This window comes from Micromonospora sp. NPDC049559 (genome assembly GCF_040676675.1).
Classification (GTDB): Bacteria; Actinomycetota; Actinomycetes; order Mycobacteriales; family Micromonosporaceae; genus JBFAPK01.
Genome location: NZ_JBFAPK010000019.1, coordinates 16,558 through 35,544 on the forward strand (window position 1 = coordinate 16,558; position 18,987 = coordinate 35,544).

An 18,987-nucleotide genomic window follows, 5' to 3' on the forward strand; every position below is an offset into this window, starting at 1 on the left:
CCAGTGACCCGCCGATCTAGGGCAAATCTTCGTGAATGGAGATCCACTGACGAGGATTTGCCCTAGATCGCGGAGGCTGGCGGCGGAGGGATCGCGGAGGCTGGCGGCCGGGGGACGCCGCTCAGGGGGCGCAGCCGCGGCCGACGGTCACCTCGGCGGCGCAGCGGAACAGCGACGGGTTGACCTGGCTGGGCGGTAGCCAGCGGTGCGCCGCCTGCTCGTACCCGTACGCGAGCGCGAGCAGGCGCGCCTCGCTCCAGGCGGTGCCGAGCAGGCTGATGCCGATCGGGCGGCCGTTGGCCGGGTCGTAGCCGATCGGCACCGCCACCGACGGGTACTGGGCACGGGCGCCGATGCCGGCCGAGCCGCTGCCGAGGAAGAGGATCGCGTCGAGGTCGTTGGCGGTCAGCACCGAGTCGATCCGCTGCCGGGCGGCGGCCACCCCGGCGTCCCGGTTGGACTCGTACGCCGCCCTCGTCGCCGGGTCGTCCAGGTGCACGTCGTTCGAGGCGGTGAGCTGCGTCTGGCCGAACTTGATCGTGCCCTCGGCGGCGTGCGCGGCGTTGAAGCGTACGACGTCGTCGAGGGTGCGCATCGGCGCGTTCGCGGGCAGCCGCCGCAGGTACGCGTTGAGGTCCCGCTTGAACTCGTACGTCAGGATGCTCGGCGGCAACCCGCCGGTCTCCACCGTGACGTCGACCAGCGTGGCGCCCTGCTGCCGCAGCACCTCCTTGGCGGCGGCCAGCGCCTCGCCCTGGTTGCCGGTGGCGGTGCTGGCCACGCCGATGCGGGCGCCGCGCAGGGCGGCCGGGTCCAGCGCCCGGGTGTAGTCGGTACCGGCCGAACTGGCGCTGCCCGCGGTGGCCGGGTCCGCCGGGTCGATCCCGGTGAGCGCGGTGAGCAGCGCGGCGGCGTCGTAGACCGAGCGGGCCATCGGTCCGGCGGTGTCCTGGGTGGCGGAGATCGGCACCACCCCGGTCCGGCTCACCAGGCCGACGGTGGGCTTCACCCCGACCAGCGAGTTCGCCACCGACGGGCTGAGGATCGAGCCGGAGGTCTCGGTACCGACGGTCACGGCGGCCAGCGCGGTCGCCGCGGCCACCCCGGAACCGGAGCTGGACCCGCTCGGGGTCTGGCTCACGTCGTACGGGTTGAGCACCTGGCCGCCGAGTCCGCTGTAGCCGGACGGCATCCCGTTGGTGGTGAAGTTCGCGAACTCGGTCAGGTTGGTCTTGCCGAGGATGATCGCGCCGGCGGCCCGGAGCCGGGTCACCAGGAAGGCGTCCCCGCTCGGGTACGACCGGGCGAGCGCGAGGGCGCCGGCCGTGGTGGGCATCCGCCGGACGTCGATGTTGTCCTTCACCAGGACCGGGATGCCGTGCAGCGGTCCGCGTGCCCGGCCGGACCGGCGGGCCGCGTCGGCGGCGCGCGCCTGGTCGAGGGCGTCGGGCGCGATGGCCCGTACGGCGTTGAGGCTCGGCCCCCGGCTGTTGAGCGCGTGGACGCGGTCGAGGTACGCCCGGGTCAGCTCGACCGAGGTGATCCGCCGGGCGGCGAGCGCCCGTTGCAGGTCGAGGATGCCGGTCCGTTCCAGGTCGAGCGGGAACGGACCGGGGCGGTCGGCGGCCCGGGTGGTGCCGGCGGGGCCGAGCGTGGCGACGGTGAGCAGCGCGGTGGCGAGGAGGCCGACAAGGGTGGTGAACCGTACCGTCAGGCGGCGCGGGTGCCGCGGCACGATCTCGTGGGGCATGGGCGGTGACCTCTCCGGTTGGGGGCGACGCCGGGGTGCGGCCGGGGGACTCGGGACGCATCGACCGGCGTGATCAGGACACGGTTCCTGTGTTGTAGCTGATTTGCCGATGGATTTCCGACCCGTAAACGGCGGGCCGCCCAGGGATCGCGGGTCGCGTGGCTGCCGGCCCGTGGCCGGGGTCACCGAGTGGTGAGGGCCGGTGGGGGCCGGCGATAGGCTTGGCTCATGACCGTCCGCGCGCCGCTGACCCCTGGCCGCCTCTCCCCGAGGCGGCAGGTGCCCTCGAACATCGTCCGTCCGGAGTACGTCGGCAAGTCGGGTCCGAAGCAGTGGCGCGGCTCGCACGTGCAGACCCCGGAGACGATCGAGAAGATGCGCGTCGCCGGGCGGATCGCCGCACAGGCCACCCAGCTCGCGGGTGAGCACTGCAAGCCCGGCGTCACCACGGACGAGATCGACCGGGTGGTGCACGAGTTCCTGCTCGACCACGGCGCCTATCCGTCTACCCTCGGCTACAAGGGCTTCCCCAAGTCCTGCTGCACCAGCCTCAACGAGGTCATCTGCCACGGCATCCCCGACTCCACCGTGCTGGAGGACGGCGACATCATCAACGTCGACGTCACCGCGTACATCGGGGGCGTGCACGGCGACACCGACGCGACCTTCTGCGTCGGGGAGGTCTCCGAGGAGGCGCGGCTGCTCGTCGAGCGGACCCACGAGGCGATGATGCGGGGCATCCGGGCGGTCGCGCCGGGGCGCCAGATCAACGTGATCGGCCGGGTGATCGAGTCGTACGCCCGCCGGTTCGGGTACGGCGTCGTCCGCGACTTCACCGGACACGGGATCGGCGAGGCCTTCCACAGCGGCCTCTACGTGCCGCACTACGACAGCCCGCGCCCGACGGACGTGATGGAGCCCGGAATGACCTTCACCATCGAGCCGATGATCACCCTCGGCACCCACGAGTACGACATGTGGGACGACGGTTGGACGGTGGTCACGAAGGACCGGCGATGGACGGCGCAGTTCGAGCACACCCTCGTGGTGACCGAGGACGGCCACGAGATCCTCACCCTCCCGTGACGGACGCGCCAGGGGCGGTGCGCGAGCCGCACCACGCGGACGTCTCCGGCGGCTGGCTGCGCCCGGCCGTCTTCGGCGCCATGGACGGGCTGGTCACCAACATCGCCCTGATCGCCGGGGTCGGCGGCGGCGGCGTCTCGTCGCACAGCATCGTGCTGACCGGGTTCGCGGGCCTGGTGGCCGGCGCGATCTCCATGGGGCTCGGCGAGTACACCAGCGTGCGCTCGTCGAACGAGCAGGTGGCCGCCGAGGTGGCCAAGGAGCGCCGGGAGCTGGAACGGCACCCCGAGGCCGAGGCGCGGGAACTGGCCGAGACGTGGGTCTCCCGCGGGGTGCCGCGCGACGTCGCGCTGCAGGTGGCCGAGGCGCTGGGCCGCAACCCCGAGGAGGCGCTGCGCCAGCACGTACGCGAGGAACTCGGGGTCGATCCCGACGAGCAGCCCAGCCCCTGGACCGCCGCGATCTCCTCGTTCGTCTGCTTCTCCATCGGGGCCCTGGTGCCGCTGCTGACGTACCTGGTCGGCTTCACCAGCCTCTGGCTGGCGCTCGGGGTCGGCGGCGTCGGCCTCTTCGTGGCCGGGGCGCTGGTCGCGCGGTACACGAACCGGAGCTGGTGGATCAGCGGCGGACGCCAGCTGCTGCTCGGCGCGCTCGCCACCGCGGTGACGTACCTGGTGGGCCGGGTCATCGGGATCGGCGGCGGCGGGATCGGCTGACCGCCGCGCCACGCGCCGCGCGGGCTACCCGACGGGCCGGGCGTCCGGTTCCAGCCGGAAGATCCGGATGTCGCGCCCGCCCGCGCGCTCCACGTAGCTGCGGTACGGCGGCCACTCGGTCACCAGCAGCTCCCAGAGCCGGTCCCGCTCGGCGCCGGTGGCCAGCCGCGCCCGTACCGGGACCCGGGTACCCCGGACCGTCACCGTGGCGGCCGGGTCGGCGGCGAGGTTCAGCGCCCAGGCGGGCTGGTTCGGCCCACCCCAGTTCGACCCGATCACCACGTACGCGTCGCCGTCGGGCACGTAGAGCAGCGGGTTGCTCCGGGGGCGGCCCGACCGGCGGCCGGTGGTCGTGATGATCAGCGAGGGCGCCAGCCCGAGGGCGACCACCCGACCCCGGGTGAGCCGTCCGACGAGCCGGTCCACGGGTACGACGAGCCGGGCGACCGTGGCGAACGAACGCCGGTGCCCCAACCGGCGGGCGAGCCTTCCGAGGGCGGACATCGCCACAGTCTGCCGGTCCCGGCCGCCCGCCGCAGTCCCGCCGCGCGACGCGCGCTGCGGTTGCACCGGCCGACCCGCGTGCCGTGGCCGAGCCGGGCGCGCGGGGCGTCAGCCGGGCCGGCCCAGGTGCGCCTCGCAGTGGTCCAGCCAGCGGACCTCCGCCTCGGCCCGGAAGATCATCGCGTCGAGGGCCAGCCGCCGGGGCAGGTCGTCGTCGGCCGCCCGCTCCTGCTTGAGCCGGGTGAACCGGCGCAGCGCCGCCATCGTGGCCTTCCGCTGGGTGCGCAGCACCCGGGCGACGTCCACGCCGGGCGTCGACATCGCCAGGGTCAGCTTGATCGACAGCTCGTCCCGGGGTGGGTCGGCGCGCCCGATCGGCGTGGTGAACCAGCGGCCCAGGTCCGCGCGGCCGGCGTCGCTGATCGCGTACGGCCGCTGCCCGCCCTCGCCCCCCGGCAGGGCGCGCACCAGGCCGTCCCGTTCGAGCCGGCCGAGCGTCGTGTAGACCTGCCCGATGTTGAGCGGCCAGGTCGATCCGGTCGACTCCTCGAAGGCGGCCCGGAGCTGGTAGCCGTACATCGGGCCGCGTTCGAGGAGGGCGAGCAGGCCGTGGCGGATCGACACGGACAGGCAGTATGCATACCGGGTATGCCGGGCCGCAAACGGAGGCGTCGGGGACGCCCGCGCTACGCGGTACGGCCCGGGAAGGCCACCGTGAGCGGCTCCACCCCGGCCGCCCGGCGCCACCGGGTGGCCCGTACCGCGCAGTCGGTCAGTCCGGCGAGGGCCTGCGCGCGCTGCTCACCCGTCGTACCGGGCAGCGCCGCCCGCCACACCGCCGCCGTACGGTCCTCCACCTCCACCGCCAACCGCAGCGCGCTCGGCCCGTCGGTGACCGGGAACGGCAGCGCGTACGACGGCGCGCCCGCCGGCGGGGTGGCGCCGCCCTGGGCGAGCAGCACCACGAGGCTGTCCCGCCGGCCGCGGTGCGCCGCCTCGGCGGCCCGCGCGTCGGCGACCGAGGAGCGGGGGAGCCGCACCCCGATCAGCCCGTACGCGTAGATCGCCGCGTACTCCGCGGCGAGCGCCGCGGTCAGCCCCTCGCTCACCGCAGCACCTCGGCGTGGGTGGCGCGGGCGGCGGCGATGCTGCCGACCAGGGCCGCGCGGCTCGCGGGCGCGTCGACGCAGAGCCGGGTCGCCTCCTCCTGCCCCCGCTGCTCGGCCTTGCGCAGGGCCGCCAGGGTGGCCCGGTCGTCCGTCTCCGCCCCGCCCGCCGGTACGGTCGGCGCGCCGCTGGGCAGCGGGGTCGCGATCACCCGGGCCAGCTCGGCCGCGTGGGCCCGGTGCGCCTGCGCGATCGGGGTGAGCCGCGCGGCGAGGTCGGGGAAGGCCGCCGCCGCGGCCTCGTGCCGCGCGGCGAGGTCGAGCGCGCCCGTGACCAGGCCGGCGAGCGGGTCGGGACCCCGGTCCCGCTCGTCCGAGCCGTCGAAGAGGTCACAGCCGGCGAGCGGCGCGGTGACGGCCGTGACCGAGGCCAGGGCGCCCGCGCGCAGCACCGCGCGCCGGGAGTGCCCCGGCGGGCGGTGGTTCTGATCCGGGATTCCGATCCGCACCGTCCAAGTCAACACCATCACCGTCGGGCGGGGGGCGCGTCCCGGATCGCGGCGCACCGGGATCTGGCCGGCCGGCGGGGACCGGCCCGCGTCGTCGGTGCGCCGGCCGGTGCGTCGGCCGCTCGGCGCGTTACGCTCTGCGCAGCCGCCGGGCGTGTACGAGCCCGGTGGCGTCCTGGCATGGCTGCCCGCGAGGGCTGTCGACAATTGCGTAGAGGGGTGCGGAGATGACGCAGCGTGGTCGTGCTACCGCCAGATCGGCGGGTGGCCCGCGCGCTGGCGAGCGCCCCCGAGGTGATCTCACCGCGCGCGGTGACCTCACCGCCCGGCGGAAGCGGCTCCGCGAGGTGATCGAGCCCGTCGTGACCGAGGCCGGTTACGACCTGGAGGAGCTGTCGGTCTCGCGGGCGGGGCGCCGGCACGTGGTGCGGGTGATGGTCGACGGGGACGGGGGCATCAGCCTCGACGCCGTCGCCGACGTGTCCCGGGTGATCTCGGTGGCGCTGGACCGGGCCGAGGAGGCCGGCGGCGACATCGTGGCCGGGGAGTACCAGCTCGAGGTGAGCTCGCCCGGCGTGGACCGGCCGTTGACGCTGCCCCGGCACTGGCGCCGCAACGTGGGGCGGCTGGTGAAGGTGACCGTCAAGGGCGCCGGCGGCCTGCCCGGCCCGCGTACGCCGGAGCGGCCCGCGGCGGACCGGCAGGTCACTGGCCGGGTGGTCGAGGCGAACGACGAGCGGGTCGTCCTGGACCTGGACGGTCAGCGCGGCGAGTGGGCGTACGCCGACCTCGGCCCCGGCCGGGTGCAGGTGGAGTTCCACCGGCTCGACGAGGTCGCCGACGAGGATCTGCACGAGATCGATGACACCGACGACGAAGATGTGGAGGGCGAGGAGAGGTGAACATCGACCTCGCGGCGCTGCGCGCCCTGGAGCGCGAGCGGGAGATCCCGTTCGACACGATCCTCGCGGCGATCGAGACCGCGTTGCTCACGGCGTACCGGCACACGGACGGCGCGGAGACCCATGCCCGCGTCGAGATCGACCGGCGGACCGGGGCGGCCCTGGTCTACGCCCAGGAGGTCGACGACGAGGGCACGGTGGTCCGGGAGTGGGACGACACTCCGCACGACTTCGGTCGGATCGCCGCTATGACGGCCAAACAGGTCATCCTGCAACGGCTGCGGGAGGCCACCGACGAGGTGCACTTCGGCGAGTACGTCGGCCGCGACGGTGACCTGGTCACCGGCGTGATCCAGGCGCACGAGGCGCGGGCCGAGAAGGGCATCGTCACCGTCGACCTGGGCAAGCTGGAGGCGGTACTGCCCGCCTCGGAGCAGGTGCCGGGGGAAATATACGAGCACGGCCAGCGGTTGCGTTGCGTGGTCGTACACGTGGCCAAGGGGCTGCGGGGCCCGCAGATCACGCTCTCGCGGTCGCACCCGAACCTGGTGAAGAAGCTCTTCGCCCTCGAGGTGCCCGAGATCGCCGACGGTACGGTCGAGATCGCCGCCATCGCGCGTGAGGCAGGTCACCGCACCAAGATCGCCGTACGCTCGACCGCTCCCGGCGTCAACGCCAAGGGCGCCTGCATCGGCCCGATGGGTCAGCGGGTCCGCGCGGTCATGAGCGAGCTGCACGGCGAGAAGATCGATATCATCGACTGGTCCGAGGATCCGGCGACCTTCGTCGGCAACGCGTTGTCGCCGGCCAAGGCGCTGCGGGTCGAGGTGGTCGACGCCGCGACCCGTACCGCCCGGGTCACCGTGCCCGACTACCAGCTCTCGCTGGCGATCGGGCGGGAAGGGCAGAATGCCCGGCTCGCGGCCCGTCTGACCGGCTGGCGCATCGATATCCGTTCCGACGCGGAGCAGTCGGGCGGGCCGGCGCCGGCCCCGAGTCGGAGCGGTGCTGATCACGTCCCGGAGCCGGGCGGCGCGATCTCGACCGGGTAGGGGTAAACTTTCCTAGTGGTACGACGTGCGTGGCCGGAGCGCACCTGTGTGGGTTGCCGGCGACGTGCGCCGGCCCACGAGTTGCTGCGGATCGTCGCGGTCGGCGACGGGACTGGTCACAGTCTCCGGCCCGATCCGGCCCGCAGACTGTCGGGTCGGGGAGCGCATCTGCACCCGGATCCGGCTTGCCTGGCGTTGGCACAGCGGCGTCGAGCCTTCGGGCGGGCGCTGCGTATCGCCGGTGTCCCTGACATCGGTGAGCTTGCCGGGCACATTGACGCGTCAACCACTACGGCCGGTCAGCCCGACCGGGCGAGGGTCGCACAGCAAGCAAGGTAGGACGACCAACATGAGCACACGATGAAGTCCCAGAAATGACCAGGCTTCAAGTGCACGAGTGAGGTCGCTGCGGGTGCTGCCCGCACGACCTCGGAGTGAGGAGTGCAGTGGCAGGCAAGGCCCGCGTTCACGAGCTGGCTAAGGAGCTCGGGGTCGAAAGCAAGACCGTTCTCGCCAAGCTGAAGGAAATGGGCGAGTTCGTCAAGTCCGCGTCCAGCACCGTCGAGGCCCCCGTGGCCCGGCGGCTGCGAGGGGCGTTCGTACAGTCGTCGTCGGCCGCGCCCACGCCGGCCCCGGCCGCCCCACCGGCGGCTCCGGCGGCGACGCCAACCCCGAAGCCCACCACCCCCGGCGAGCCCAGGATCTCCGCCAAGCCGGCGCCCCCGCGGCGTCCGATGGCGCCTCCGGCCAAGCCGAAGGGCCCGGTTCCGGGTCCCCCGCCGGCGGCGACCCCGGTCGCCAAGCCGGCGAGCGCACACGACATCGAGGTGGCGGCCGCCGAGGCGCGCGCCGCGGCCCTCAAGGCGGAGCAGGAGGCGGCTGTGAAGGCCGCCCAGGCCGCCCGGCAGCAGACCGCCCGCCCGGAGCGTCCCTCCGACGGGGGCGGCAACGCCCCGGCCCGGCCCGGCCCGAAGCCGGGTCCCGGTTCCGTACCGCCGCGCCCGGGTAGCCCCGCGGCCGGCCGGCCGACCCCGCCCGGCGCACCGACGCCCGGTCCGGGTCGTCCCGGTGGCCGTCCGCCGGCGCGCAGCGGCGGCAACAACCCGTTCGGCATCACCCCGGGTGGCCAGCGGCCCGCGGCCGGCGGCGGCGGTCCGCGTCCCAACCCGGCGTCGATGCCGCCTCGGCCGAGCCCGGCGTCGATGCCGCCGCGGCCCAGCCCGGCCTCCATGCCGACCCAGCGGCCCGGCCGTCCGGGTGGCGGCCCCGGTCGCCCCGGCGCGCCCGGCGGTGCCGGTCGTCCCGGTGGCGGTGGCGGCGGCGGTGGTTACCGCGGCGGTCCCGGTGGCGGTGGCGGCGGCGGTGGTTACCGCGGTGGCCCCGGTGGCGGTGGCGGCGGCGGTGGTTACCGTGGCGGCCCCGGTGGCGGTGGCGGCGGCGGTGGTTACCGTGGCGGTCCCGGTGGCGGTGGCGGTGCCCCGGCCGGCGGTGCCGGTCGTCCCGGTGGCGGCGGTCGCGGTCGCGGCGGCGGTGCCGCGGGTGCCTTCGGGCGTCCCGGTGGCAAGCCGACCCGCGGTCGCAAGTCGAAGAAGCAGCGCAGGCAAGAGTTCGACAACCTGTCCGCGCCGACCATGAGCTCGGGTGCGCCCCGGGGCAGCGGTCAGGTCGTACGGTTGTCGCGCGGCGCCTCGCTGTCGGACTTCGCCGACAAGATCAACGCCAACCCGGGTTCGCTGGTCCAGGAGATGTTCAACCTGGGCGAGATGGTCACCGCGACCCAGTCGTGCTCCGACGACACCCTGCTCCTGCTGGGTGAGCACCTCGGCTTCGACGTGCAGATCGTCAGCCCGGAGGACGAGGACCGCGAGCTGCTCGCGCAGTTCAACATCGACCTGAACGCTGAGATCGACTCGGATCGGCTGGTCAGCCGCCCGCCGGTGGTGACCGTCATGGGTCACGTCGACCACGGTAAGACCAAGCTGCTCGACGCGATCCGCAAGGCGAACGTGGTCGAGGGCGAGGCCGGTGGCATCACCCAGCACATCGGTGCCTACCAGGTGCACGTACCGCACGACGGCGAAGAGCGGGCGATCACGTTCATCGACACCCCGGGTCACGAGGCGTTCACCGCCATGCGTGCCCGTGGTGCCCAGGTCACCGACATCGTCATCCTCGTGGTGGCGGCCGACGACGGCGTGATGCCGCAGACGATCGAGGCGCTCAACCACGCCAAGGCGGCGAACGTCCCGATCGTGGTCGCGGTCAACAAGGTCGACAAGCCGGAGGCGAACCCCGACAAGGTACGCCAGCAGCTGACCGAGTACGGCCTGGTCGCCGAGGAGTACGGCGGCGACACCATGTTCGTCAACGTGGCGGCCAAGCCGGGCATCGGCATCGACGACCTGCTCGAGGCCGTCCTGCTCACCGCCGACGCGTCGCTGGAGCTGACCGCTCCGATCGACGGGCCGGCGCAGGGTGTGGCGATCGAGGCGCACCTGGACAAGGGGCGCGGCGCGGTGGCCACGGTGCTGGTGCAGAAGGGCACCCTGCGGGCCGGCGACTCGATCGTCGCCGGTGGCGCGCACGGTCGCGTGCGGGCCATGCTCGACGAGAACGGCAAGCAGGTCAGCGAGGCGGGTCCGGCCCGTCCGGTGCTGGTACTCGGTCTGACCGCGGTACCCAGCGCGGGCGACACCTTCCTGGCGGCCGAGGACGACCGCACGGTGCGGCAGATCGCCGAGCAGCGGCAGGCGCGGCGGCGGGCGGCGAGCTTCGCCAACTCCCGTGGCCGGGCCACCCTTGAGACGCTCATGGAGCAGATCAAGGAGGGCGAGAAGACCTCGCTCAACCTCATCCTCAAGGGTGACGTCTCCGGTTCGGTGGAGGCCCTGGAGGACGCGCTGTTCAAGCTGGACATCCCCGAGGAGGTCCAGCTGCGGATCCTCGACCGTGGCGTCGGTGCCATCACGGAGAGCAACGTGATGCTGGCGAGCGCCTCGGAAGAGCCGGTCACGATCATCGGCTTCAACGTGCGGGCCTCGAACAAGGTCCGCGAGATCGCCGACCGCGAGGGCGTGGAGATCCGGTACTACACGGTCATCTACCAGGCCATCGAGGAGATCGACGCCGCGCTCAAGGGTCTGCTCAAGCCGGAGTACGAGGAGGTCGAGCTCGGCACCGCGGAGATCCGCGACGTGTTCCGCTCGTCCAAGATCGGCAACATCGCGGGTTGTATCGTCCGCTCCGGCATCATCCGCCGGAACGCGAAGGCCCGGCTGTTGCGCGACGGCTCGGTCGTGGCGGACAACCTGTCGATCAGCTCGCTGCGGCGGTTCAAGGACGACGCCACCGAGGTCCGCGAGGGCTTCGAGTGCGGTCTGACCTTGAGCAACTACAACAATGTCCAGGTCGGCGACATCATCGAGACCTTCGAGATGCGGGAGAAGCCCCGCGCCTGAGAGGGCCTCGGTAAGACGCTCAACTGATCAAGGGGTTTACGCCGGTCACGGCGTAAACCCCTTGATCACTTCCGGTAGTGGACCGGTATCCTGCGGAGCGATGTTTACCGGAACGGCGCTTTTCGACCTGTTGCTGCCGGGGGACTCCCGGTCCCTGAAGGCGAAGCGCGGATACGTACGTCCCATCCTGGCCGCGCTACGGCGCTTCGAGGTTTCCGCGGCCGAGGTCGGCGCGCTGGACCTGCACGGCAGGGCCCAGATCGCGGTCGCCGTGGTGGCCGCCGAGGCGCGGCACGTCCGCGAGGTGCTCGACTCGTGCGAGCGGCTGGTCGCCGGCCGGCCCGAGGCCGAGCTGCTGTCGGTACGCCGGCGGCTGTACGGCGAGGACGACTGATCGTTCGTCGGTGCGCATGGCGCCGTCTGTCCGTCGCGCCGTCGCGTACCGGCGCGGGGTGTTGGTGGGTTGGACGCCGGCTGGCACGCGCATCGCGTCGGGCGGCGCAGGTAGTGTTCCAGACGTTGGGGGGTTCGACCGGCGGCGCCGTGCGCCACCGGTACGGCCGCAAGCAGGATGCCGTGGAGGTGGGAGATGACGGACCCGGCCAAGGTGCGCCGGCACGCCGAGCGCGTGCGGGAACTGGTGGCTTCGGTGGTGCGTACGCAGATCAAGGACCCGCGTCTCGGCATGATCACGATTACCGACGCGCGGATCACGGCCGACCTGCGGGACGCCACGGTCTTCTACACGGTGCTCGGCGACGCGGCGGCCCAGGCCTCCACCGCGGCGGCCCTGGAGAGCGCCAAGGGCATGCTGCGCAGCACTGTCGGCAAGGCCCTCGGACTGCGCCACTCGCCGACCCTGACCTTCGTCCTGGACGACGTGCAGGACCAGGTCAAGCACATCGACGAGCTGCTGGCCGCGGCGCGCAGCGCCGACGCCGAGGTGCAGCGGCGGGCGGCCCAGGCGCAGTACGCCGGTGACGCGCAGCCGTACCGGCTGGAGCGGGACGACGAGGACGAGGGCGACCTGGACGACGAGGACGGCCCCGCCGCGGCAGAGGAATCCCGGTGAGCGGGGTCGCCGTGGCACCCGACGCCGATCCGCGCGGCGTCGGTGCGGACCGACCCGGGACCGGGCCGGCCCGCACCACCGCGGTGGTACGCGCGCCGCGCATCGACGCCGGGCCGACCGAGGCGGAGTGGGCGGCGGCCGTCGCCGCCGTCCGCGACCTGCCGGACGCCGGGCGGGTGCTGCTGATCTGCCACGTCAACCCCGACGGCGACGCGCTGGGCAGCATGCTCGGCTTCGCGCTGGGGCTGCGCGCCCTCGGCGTGCGCGAGCTGCAGGCGACCTTCCCCGGCCCGCCCGAGGTGCCGGAGCCGTTCCGCGGGCTGCCGGGCCTGGACCTGGTGGTCCCGGCCGAGCGGGCGTACCCGGACCCGGACCTGGTGATCTGCTTCGACGCCGCCAGCGAGTCCCGGCTGGGAGACCTCTTCGACCGGCTGGGCCGGGCGGAGCATGCTCTGGTGCTGGACCACCACGCCTCGAACACCCGGTTCGGGACGGTCAACCTGGTCGACCCGTTCGCGGCCGCCACCTCCGTGGTCGCGGAGCAGTTGCTGACCCGGCTCGGGGGCGCGCTCGACGCGTCGGTGGCCGAGTGCTTCTACGTGGCGCTGGCGACCGACACGGGCTCGTTCCGCTTCGACGCCACCACGCCAGCCGTGCACGAGATGGCCGCGCGGCTGCTCGCCACCGGGATCCGCCCCGGCGAGATCTCCCGCCGGATCTTCGACACCCGCCCGTACGGGGCGGTCCGGCTGCACGCCGACGTGCTGACCCGTACCCGGTTCGAGCCGGAGTCCGCCGCCGGTCTGGGCCTGGTCTGGACCTACGCCACCCTCGACGACCTGGCCCGGTACGGCCAGCGGCCGTACGTGCTGGAGCCGTTGATCGACTCGATCCGGTGCACCGCCGAGGCGGACGTGAGCTGCCTGGTCAAGCAGACCGGCGAGGCGGAGTGGGCGGTCTCGCTGCGCAGCAAGGGCGGCGTGGACGTCAGCCGGGTGGCGATCGCCCTGGGCGGTGGCGGGCACCGCCTCGCCGCCGGTTTCACCGGGCGGGGGAGCGCCACCGACGTCGTCGACGCGGTCCGCGCACAGCTGCCGTCGGCCCTGCTGGGCATCGAAGATCAGGGATAATCCCGGGGAGTATCGGGGTTCCCGCGCTGCGTGAGCGCGGGGACAATCGGGTGATGGAACAGCCTCCGGAGTTGGTCGCTGAGGCACCCCGGGCCTGGGACCGGCCCGTCGTCACGGTTCCGGTACTCGCCGCGCTGTCGTACGTCGGTGGTCAGCTGCCGTCGTTCTCGCTGCCGGCCAACCTCTACACCCTCGGTACCGGCGGGGCGCTGATCTGGCTGGGGCTGTCGCACCGGATGCCGCGCCGCCGGGGGCCGGCCCGGCTCGGTCCGGGCACGCTCTGGTGGCTGCTGCCGGTGCTGGCCTTCGGCCTGCTGGAGGGCGTCACCTTCGTGCTGGACGCCGGCGACGAGTTCCCCACCTTCTCCCGGATCGCGGACCCGCTAATCGAGGACGAGCTGATGCGCTCGCTGGCCTACTTCGGGTGGCTCTCCGCGTTCTGGGCGCTGGTGCGGCGATGAGCCTGCGGCTGTTGGCGATCGGGGGATTCGCGCTCGCCCTCGTGCTCTTCGGCGTCGTCGAGTGGGCGGCGCGCCGGGAGGACCGTCGCGGTGAGCGTTCCCGCATCCCGACCCTCGGGGACGTCTGTGCCTACCTGATGCGGTACGAGGTGGGTCCGGTCCCGGTGGGGCGGATCGGCCTGCTCGGCTTCTGGTGGTGGCTGGGCTGGCACTTCTTCGCCCGATGACCGGCTTGCCCGGCCCGTACCGTTCCGTATCGCGGGAAACACCGGTCGTGGCCCTGACTTAACGCTAATTTGGGTCTTGATGAGCACCGTCCTCACCCTTGGCCGCCCGCCCCGGGCATTCCGCTCCTGAACCGAGCGACCCGGCGGCGGGGTTCTCGGCGCTGGCGTGAGCGACGGCGCGACATGGGTGACGGTGTACGCACCAGCCACCGCATGCCTCCAGGGTCCGACCGACCCGGGCTCACGCTGCCCCCCGGTCAACTCTCCGGCGATCCCGGGGTGACCGTCGAGGGCGCTCAGCAGGTCATGCCCGCAGCGCTGGCCGCGCGTTTCCGCCGGCCCGGCGCGCCCTGGAAGGAGTTCCGAAATGCAGTCGAGCAAGCCGAAGCCGAAGCCCGAGACCACCGACGAGGCCCGTGAGCTGGTCCGTCGGGCGTTGCAGACGTCGATGGACACCCGTCAGTGAGCGACCGGTCCGCGTCGGGCGACCGGAGCTGACGCGCCCCGGTCGCCCGCCGCTGCCGCCGGGCCGCCGCCCGCCCGGCCGGCCGCCGCGTACGGCCCGCTCCGGGCGACGCCCGGGGTAAGTTCCCATCCGCATTGCGCTCCTTACCCGCGATCTGCCACGATCGACGGCGATGTCTCAGCTCGCCGCGTCCCCGCAGATCCGCTCCGCCATCACCGCCCGCCGCATCGCCGAGCTGGCGCTGCCCGCGCTGGTGGTGCTGGCGGCCGAACCGCTCTACGTACTGATCGACACGGCCGTGGTGGGGCACCTCGGCCAGGTGCCGCTCGCCGCCCTCGCCGTCGGCGGTACCACGCTGACGCTCGTCGCCTGGCTCGGCACGGTGGTGGCGTACGGGACCACCGGGCGCTCCGCCCGCCGCTTCGGCGCCGGCGACCGGGCCGCGGCCGTCGCCGAGGGCGTGCAGGCGTCGTGGTTGGCCCTCGCCGCCGGCCTGCTCGTCGCGGTCGTGCTCCAGTTCGCGGCCGGCCCGCTGGCGCGTACCCTCGCCGGCGGCGGCCCCGACGTGGCCGGCGCCGCCGCGCAGTGGCTGCGCGTCGCGGCGCTGGGCGCGCCCGGACTGCTGCTCGCCGCCGCCGGCAACGGCTGGCTGCGCGGGGTGCAGGACGCCCGCCGCCCGCTCTACTTCGTGCTCGGCGCCAACCTGCTCTCGGCCGTGCTCTGCCCGCTGCTGGTCTACCCGCTCGGGCTCGGCCTGGTCGGCTCGGCCATCGCGAACGCCACCGCCCAGACGATCGGCGGCCTGCTCTTCGCCGGGGCGCTGATCGCCGAGCGGGTGTCGCTGCGGCCGAAACCCCGGCTGATCCTCCAGCAGCTCGTGCTCAGCCGCGACCTGCTGGTGCGCGGCCTGGCGTTCCAGGCGAGCTTCCTGTCGGCGACCGCGGTGGCCGCCCGGTTCGGCGCCGCGGCGGTCGGCGCCCACCAGATCGCCCTCCAGCTCTGGTTCTTCACCGCGCTGGTGCTCGACGCCCTCGCCATCGCCGCGCAGTCGCTGGTCGGCGCGGCGCTGGGCGGTGGCGACGCGGACGGCGCCCGCTGGCTGGCCCGCCGGGTGGCGCTCATCGGCGGCGGCTGCGGGCTCGTCTTCGCCGCCGTGCTCGCCGCCGGGGCGGGAGCCATCCCCGCGCTGTTCAGCGCCGACCAGGTGGTACGCGACCAGGCCATGGTCGCCTGGCCGTGGTTCGCCGCGATGCAGCCGTTGGCCGGGGTGGTCTTCGCCCTCGACGGGGTGATGATCGGGGCCGGCGACGTCCGCTACCTGCGCAACCTCACCATCGTCGCGGCGCTCGGCTGCTTCCTGCCGGCGATCTGGCTGGCCCACGGGCTCGACCTGGGTCTCGGCGGCATCTGGGCCGGACTCACCCTGTTCGTGGTGGCCCGCCTGGTCGGCCTGCTGCTGCGGCTGCGCAGCGGCCGCTGGGCCGTCACCGGGGCAGTTCGAGCTCCGTCGACCAAATCTCCGACCGCATCGTGACGAAGACGTAGAGGGTGGCCGCGACCAGCAGGCTCGCCACCGCGGCCACCACGAAGAACGAGATCACCGGGACGGCCCGGGGATACCGCTCCGACAGGCGGGGACGGTCCCGCCACCGCCACCACGCCTCGCGGGCCCGCCGGAGTCCGGGGTGCTCCGCCAGCCGGTCGATCCAGCGCCGCCGGACCGGTACGGGGCTCGCCGCCGGGTCCCGCATCCACTCGGGCAGCGCGACCCGGGGCCGGCCGCCGGTGGACGCGCCGCCGCCCGGCGCGGGGCCCGCCGCGGAGATCTCCGCGGCCGTACGGGCAGGGCTGCCTGGCGGCAGCGTCGGGTCGGTACCGCTCTGCATGGGTCAGCTTCTCCGGGACGCGCGAGAGGACTCAAGGATCTTGGCAGGGATCGATCACCACGGAATCGGCCGATCGGTCCGGTGCCCGCCGTGCGTACGGCGGCGGCGGTGGTGCCGGTCGCAGAGGTGGCGACCCGGGCGCCGGGACGGCGTCGCGTCTGGCAGGCTTGACGGTCGTGAGCGGGTACGGCGAGGTGGCGGCTTGAGCGAGCGAACCGACGGTCTGATCGTGGTCGACAAGCCGGCCGGGATGACGTCGCACGATGTGGTGGCCCGGGTCCGCCGGCTGGCCCGGACCCGGCGGGTCGGCCACGGCGGCACCCTGGACCCGATGGCCACCGGCGTACTGGTGATCGGCGTGAACCGGGCGACCCGGCTGCTCACGTACGTGATCGGCGCGCGGAAGAGCTACGCCGGCACGATCCGGCTCGGCCAGTCCACGATCACCGACGACGCCGAGGGCGAGGTGACCGCGACGGTACCGGCCGGTGCCGTGGGCGACGACGAGATCAAGGCCGCCCTCGGCGCGCTGCGCGGCGAGATCGACCAGGTGCCGAGCGCGGTCAGCGCCATCAAGATCGACGGGCAGCGCGCCTACAAGCGGGTACGCGACGGCGAGGCCGTGGCGCTGGCGCCGCGCCGGGTCACCGTCGAGCGGCTCGACGTGCTGGCGATCCGCCGGGACGTACCGGACGTGGTGGACGTGGACGTCGAGGTGACCTGCTCCTCCGGCACGTACATCCGGGCGATCGCGCGGGACACCGGTGCGGCGCTCGGCGTCGGCGGCCACCTCACCGCGCTGCGGCGTACCGCCGTCGGCGGCTTCACGCTCGCCGAGGCGGCCACCCTGGAGGAGTTGGAGCGGCGCGCGCCCGACGTGATCGGCCTGCCGGTCGAGACGGCCGCGCGGCGGTTCTTCCCGCAGCGGCAGGCCGACGCCGACGAGACGAAGGTGCTCTCGCACGGCGGTCCGCTCGACCCGGCCGGCATCGACGGCCCGTACGCGGTCTTCGACCCGGCGGGTGGGCTGATCGCCATCGTGCGGGAGCACGGCGGCCGGGCGCGGGCGGAGATCGTCCTCGCCCCGGCCTGAGCGGGCGGGACGAGGACTGGGCGGGCGGCGGCGTGCCGGACGCGCCGCGCCGGCGGGCGGTACAGGGTCGACAGGGAGGCGGAGTTCGGATGCAGCGGTGGCGGGGATACCAGGCCGCGCCGGGCGGCTGGGGCCGGTCGGTGGTCACCATCGGCGTCTTCGACGGCGTGCACAAGGGTCACCAGGCGACCATCGGGCACGCGGTCAAGCGGGCCAAGGACCTCGGGGTGCAGTCGGTCGTGCTCACCTTCGACCCGCACCCGGCCGAGGTGGTCCGCGCCGGCTCGCACCCGGCCGTGCTCACCGAGCCGGAGCGCAAGGCCGAACTGATCGAGGCGCTCGGGGTCGACGTGCTCTGCGTCGTGCCGTTCACCCCGGACTTCTCCCGCCTGCCGGCGGAGGAGTTCGTGCACGACGTGCTGGTCGAGCACCTGCACGCCGCCGTCGTCGTGGTCGGCGACAACTTCCGCTTCGGGCACCGGGCCGCTGGTGACGTCGCCCTGCTGGAGCGGCTGGGCCGTACCTTCGGCTTCGCGGTCGACCCGGCGCCGCTGGTCAGCGACGACGGTACGGTCTTCTCCTCGACGTACATCCGCTCCTCGGTCGACGCGGGCGACGTGACGGCGGCGACCGCCGCGCTCGGGCGCCCGCACCGGCTGGAGGGCGTCGTGGTCCGGGGCGACCAGCGCGGCCGGGAGCTGGGCTTCCCGACGGCGAACCTGCTCTGCCACCGGTACGCGGCCGTGCCGGCGGACGGGATCTACGCCGGTTGGCTGGTCCGGCAGCCCACCCGGGCCGGCCAGCCGGCGCCGCCCCGGCTGGCGGCGGCGGTGTCGATCGGCACCAACCCCACCTTCTCCGGGCAGGAGCGGCGGGTCGAGGCGTACGCCCTGGACTTCGACGGCGACCTGTACGGCGAGCGGGTGGCGCTGGACTTCGTCGCGCGGCTGCGGGAGACCCGCCGGTACGCCACGATCGAGCCGCTCATCGCCCAGATGAACGAGGACGTGGCGCAGACCCGGCGACTGCTCGGCTGAGCGCCCCGGGGGGTGGTCCGGGACGGCCGCCGTGGCCGCGGCCGGCCCTTGAGTCGGGCGTGCGGCCGTGAGCTGGTAACCTTGCGGGAACGTCGGGTCACCGACGATGGCCTCGCGTGCCTGCACGACGCCGCGGGTGCGAGGTCCACCCGCCCGATCCCACCGGATCGCCGGCGGACCGCAACGGAACCCATCGAAACAGGGAGAAAATGGCGCTCGACCAGGAAGCAAAGAGCAAGATCCGCCAGGAGTACGCGACCGCCGAGGGCGACACCGGTTCCCCCGAGGTGCAGGTCGCGGTCCTGACCAAGCGGATCGCCGACCTCACCGAGCACCTCAAGGTGCACAAGCACGACCACCACAGCCGCCGTGGTCTGCTGCTGCTGGTCGGCCGTCGCCGTCGGCTGCTGAACTACATGCAGAAGAAGGACATCAACCGCTACCGGTCGCTCATCGAGCGACTCGGCCTGCGCCGGTGACCTGAGCGGGGAAGCCCTCGCCGCGGGCGCCGGCGCCAGCGCGTACGGCCGCC

General features: G+C 73.8%; 20 protein-coding genes and 2 pseudogenes. 16 read left to right on the top strand and 6 right to left on the bottom strand.

Annotated elements, in window-relative coordinates; translation table 11 throughout:
• Positions 1–121: 121 nt before the first annotated feature.
• Positions 122–1,750: an amidase family protein gene (locus AB0J86_RS20690; protein WP_363859188.1), complete on the bottom strand. Its 1,629-nt coding sequence runs from the start codon at positions 1,748–1,750 to the stop codon at positions 122–124.
• Positions 1,751–1,978: 228 nt separating this feature from the next.
• On the opposite strand from AB0J86_RS20690, the gene map reads away from it, so the two are divergent.
• Both map and AB0J86_RS20700 read left to right on the top strand, forming a co-directional pair.
• Complete coding sequence (gene map, locus AB0J86_RS20695; RefSeq protein WP_363859189.1) at positions 1,979–2,836, top strand: type I methionyl aminopeptidase; 858 nt, start codon at positions 1,979–1,981, stop codon at positions 2,834–2,836.
• Positions 2,833–3,552, top strand: coding sequence for a VIT1/CCC1 transporter family protein (locus AB0J86_RS20700; protein WP_363859190.1), 720 nt, complete (start codon positions 2,833–2,835; stop codon positions 3,550–3,552). The genes map and AB0J86_RS20700 overlap by 4 nt, the downstream gene beginning before the upstream one ends.
• Before the next feature lie 24 nt (positions 3,553–3,576).
• Here AB0J86_RS20700 and AB0J86_RS20705 read toward each other — a convergent pair whose 3' ends face one another.
• The 4 genes from AB0J86_RS20705 to AB0J86_RS20720 form a co-directional block, all read right to left on the bottom strand.
• Positions 3,577–4,056: a nitroreductase family deazaflavin-dependent oxidoreductase gene (locus AB0J86_RS20705; protein WP_363859191.1), complete on the bottom strand. Its 480-nt coding sequence runs from the start codon at positions 4,054–4,056 to the stop codon at positions 3,577–3,579.
• A gap of 108 nt (positions 4,057–4,164) precedes the next feature.
• Positions 4,165–4,680, bottom strand: a complete 516-nt coding sequence (locus AB0J86_RS20710) for a PadR family transcriptional regulator (RefSeq protein WP_363859192.1) — start codon at positions 4,678–4,680, stop codon at positions 4,165–4,167.
• 62 nt (positions 4,681–4,742) lie between these two features.
• Complete coding sequence (locus AB0J86_RS20715) at positions 4,743–5,165, bottom strand: ferritin-like domain-containing protein (RefSeq protein ID WP_363859193.1); 423 nt, start codon at positions 5,163–5,165, stop codon at positions 4,743–4,745.
• The gene (locus AB0J86_RS20720; protein ID WP_363859194.1) at positions 5,162–5,671 is read right to left on the bottom strand and encodes a hypothetical protein; all 510 of its coding nucleotides are present in this window, start codon (positions 5,669–5,671) and stop codon (positions 5,162–5,164) included. The genes AB0J86_RS20715 and AB0J86_RS20720 overlap by 4 nt, the downstream gene beginning before the upstream one ends.
• A 227-nt stretch (positions 5,672–5,898) precedes the next feature.
• Here AB0J86_RS20720 and rimP point away from each other — a divergent pair, with 227 nt between their 5' ends.
• The 11 genes and pseudogenes from rimP to AB0J86_RS20775 all read left to right on the top strand — a co-directional run bounded on the left by rimP (position 5,899) and on the right by AB0J86_RS20775 (position 15,973).
• The gene (gene rimP, locus AB0J86_RS20725) at positions 5,899–6,573 is read left to right on the top strand and encodes a ribosome maturation factor RimP (protein ID WP_363859195.1); all 675 of its coding nucleotides are present in this window, start codon (positions 5,899–5,901) and stop codon (positions 6,571–6,573) included.
• Entirely contained in the window at positions 6,570–7,625 is a 1,056-nt protein-coding gene (nusA, locus tag AB0J86_RS20730; protein ID WP_363859196.1) for a transcription termination factor NusA, read from the top strand. Before rimP ends, nusA begins: the two co-directional genes overlap by 4 nt.
• 15 nt (positions 7,626–7,640) lie before the next feature.
• Positions 7,641–7,978, top strand: a pseudogene (locus AB0J86_RS20735) (YlxR family protein).
• 93 nt (positions 7,979–8,071) lie between these two features.
• Positions 8,072–8,212: pseudogene (locus tag AB0J86_RS20740) on the top strand (translation initiation factor IF-2 N-terminal domain-containing protein); the annotation flags it as partial.
• A 1,044-nt stretch (positions 8,213–9,256) separates the two neighbouring features.
• Positions 9,257–11,083, top strand: a complete 1,827-nt coding sequence (gene infB / locus AB0J86_RS20745; protein WP_363859303.1) for a translation initiation factor IF-2 — start codon at positions 9,257–9,259, stop codon at positions 11,081–11,083.
• 100 nt (positions 11,084–11,183) lie between these two features.
• On the top strand, positions 11,184–11,477 hold the full coding sequence (locus AB0J86_RS20750; protein WP_363859197.1) for a DUF503 domain-containing protein: 294 nt from the start codon (positions 11,184–11,186) through the stop codon (positions 11,475–11,477).
• 195 nt (positions 11,478–11,672) lie between these two features.
• Positions 11,673–12,155, top strand: coding sequence for a 30S ribosome-binding factor RbfA (rbfA, locus tag AB0J86_RS20755; protein ID WP_363859198.1), 483 nt, complete (start codon positions 11,673–11,675; stop codon positions 12,153–12,155).
• Positions 12,156–12,238: 83 nt separating this feature from the next.
• A complete protein-coding gene (locus tag AB0J86_RS20760) occupies positions 12,239–13,285 on the top strand; it encodes a bifunctional oligoribonuclease/PAP phosphatase NrnA (RefSeq protein WP_363859304.1) in 1,047 nt (348 codons plus the stop codon).
• A gap of 53 nt (positions 13,286–13,338) precedes the next feature.
• Positions 13,339–13,746: a hypothetical protein gene (locus tag AB0J86_RS20765; protein WP_363859199.1), complete on the top strand. Its 408-nt coding sequence runs from the start codon at positions 13,339–13,341 to the stop codon at positions 13,744–13,746.
• A 2-nt stretch (positions 13,747–13,748) separates the two neighbouring features.
• Positions 13,749–13,973 (top strand): DUF6186 family protein, encoded by a 225-nt coding sequence (locus AB0J86_RS20770; protein WP_363859305.1) that lies wholly within the window; start codon positions 13,749–13,751, stop codon positions 13,971–13,973.
• A 638-nt stretch (positions 13,974–14,611) separates the two neighbouring features.
• Positions 14,612–15,973 (top strand): MATE family efflux transporter, encoded by a 1,362-nt coding sequence (locus tag AB0J86_RS20775; protein ID WP_363859200.1) that lies wholly within the window; start codon positions 14,612–14,614, stop codon positions 15,971–15,973.
• Here the strand turns inward: AB0J86_RS20775 and AB0J86_RS20780 are convergent.
• Positions 15,924–16,325, bottom strand: coding sequence for a hypothetical protein (locus AB0J86_RS20780; RefSeq protein WP_363859201.1), 402 nt, complete (start codon positions 16,323–16,325; stop codon positions 15,924–15,926). The two genes, AB0J86_RS20775 and AB0J86_RS20780, sit on opposite strands and share 50 nt — an antisense overlap.
• A gap of 250 nt (positions 16,326–16,575) precedes the next feature.
• Here AB0J86_RS20780 and truB point away from each other — a divergent pair, with 250 nt between their 5' ends.
• The 3 genes from truB to rpsO all read left to right on the top strand — a co-directional run bounded on the left by truB (position 16,576) and on the right by rpsO (position 18,934).
• Entirely contained in the window at positions 16,576–17,418 is an 843-nt protein-coding gene (truB, locus tag AB0J86_RS20785; protein WP_363859306.1) for a tRNA pseudouridine(55) synthase TruB, read from the top strand.
• Positions 17,419–17,507: 89 nt separating this feature from the next.
• Positions 17,508–18,455: a bifunctional riboflavin kinase/FAD synthetase gene (locus tag AB0J86_RS20790; RefSeq protein ID WP_363859202.1), complete on the top strand. Its 948-nt coding sequence runs from the start codon at positions 17,508–17,510 to the stop codon at positions 18,453–18,455.
• Between the two features lie 209 nt (positions 18,456–18,664).
• Entirely contained in the window at positions 18,665–18,934 is a 270-nt protein-coding gene (rpsO, locus tag AB0J86_RS20795; RefSeq protein ID WP_363859203.1) for a 30S ribosomal protein S15, read from the top strand.
• Positions 18,935–18,987: the final 53 nt, after the last annotated feature.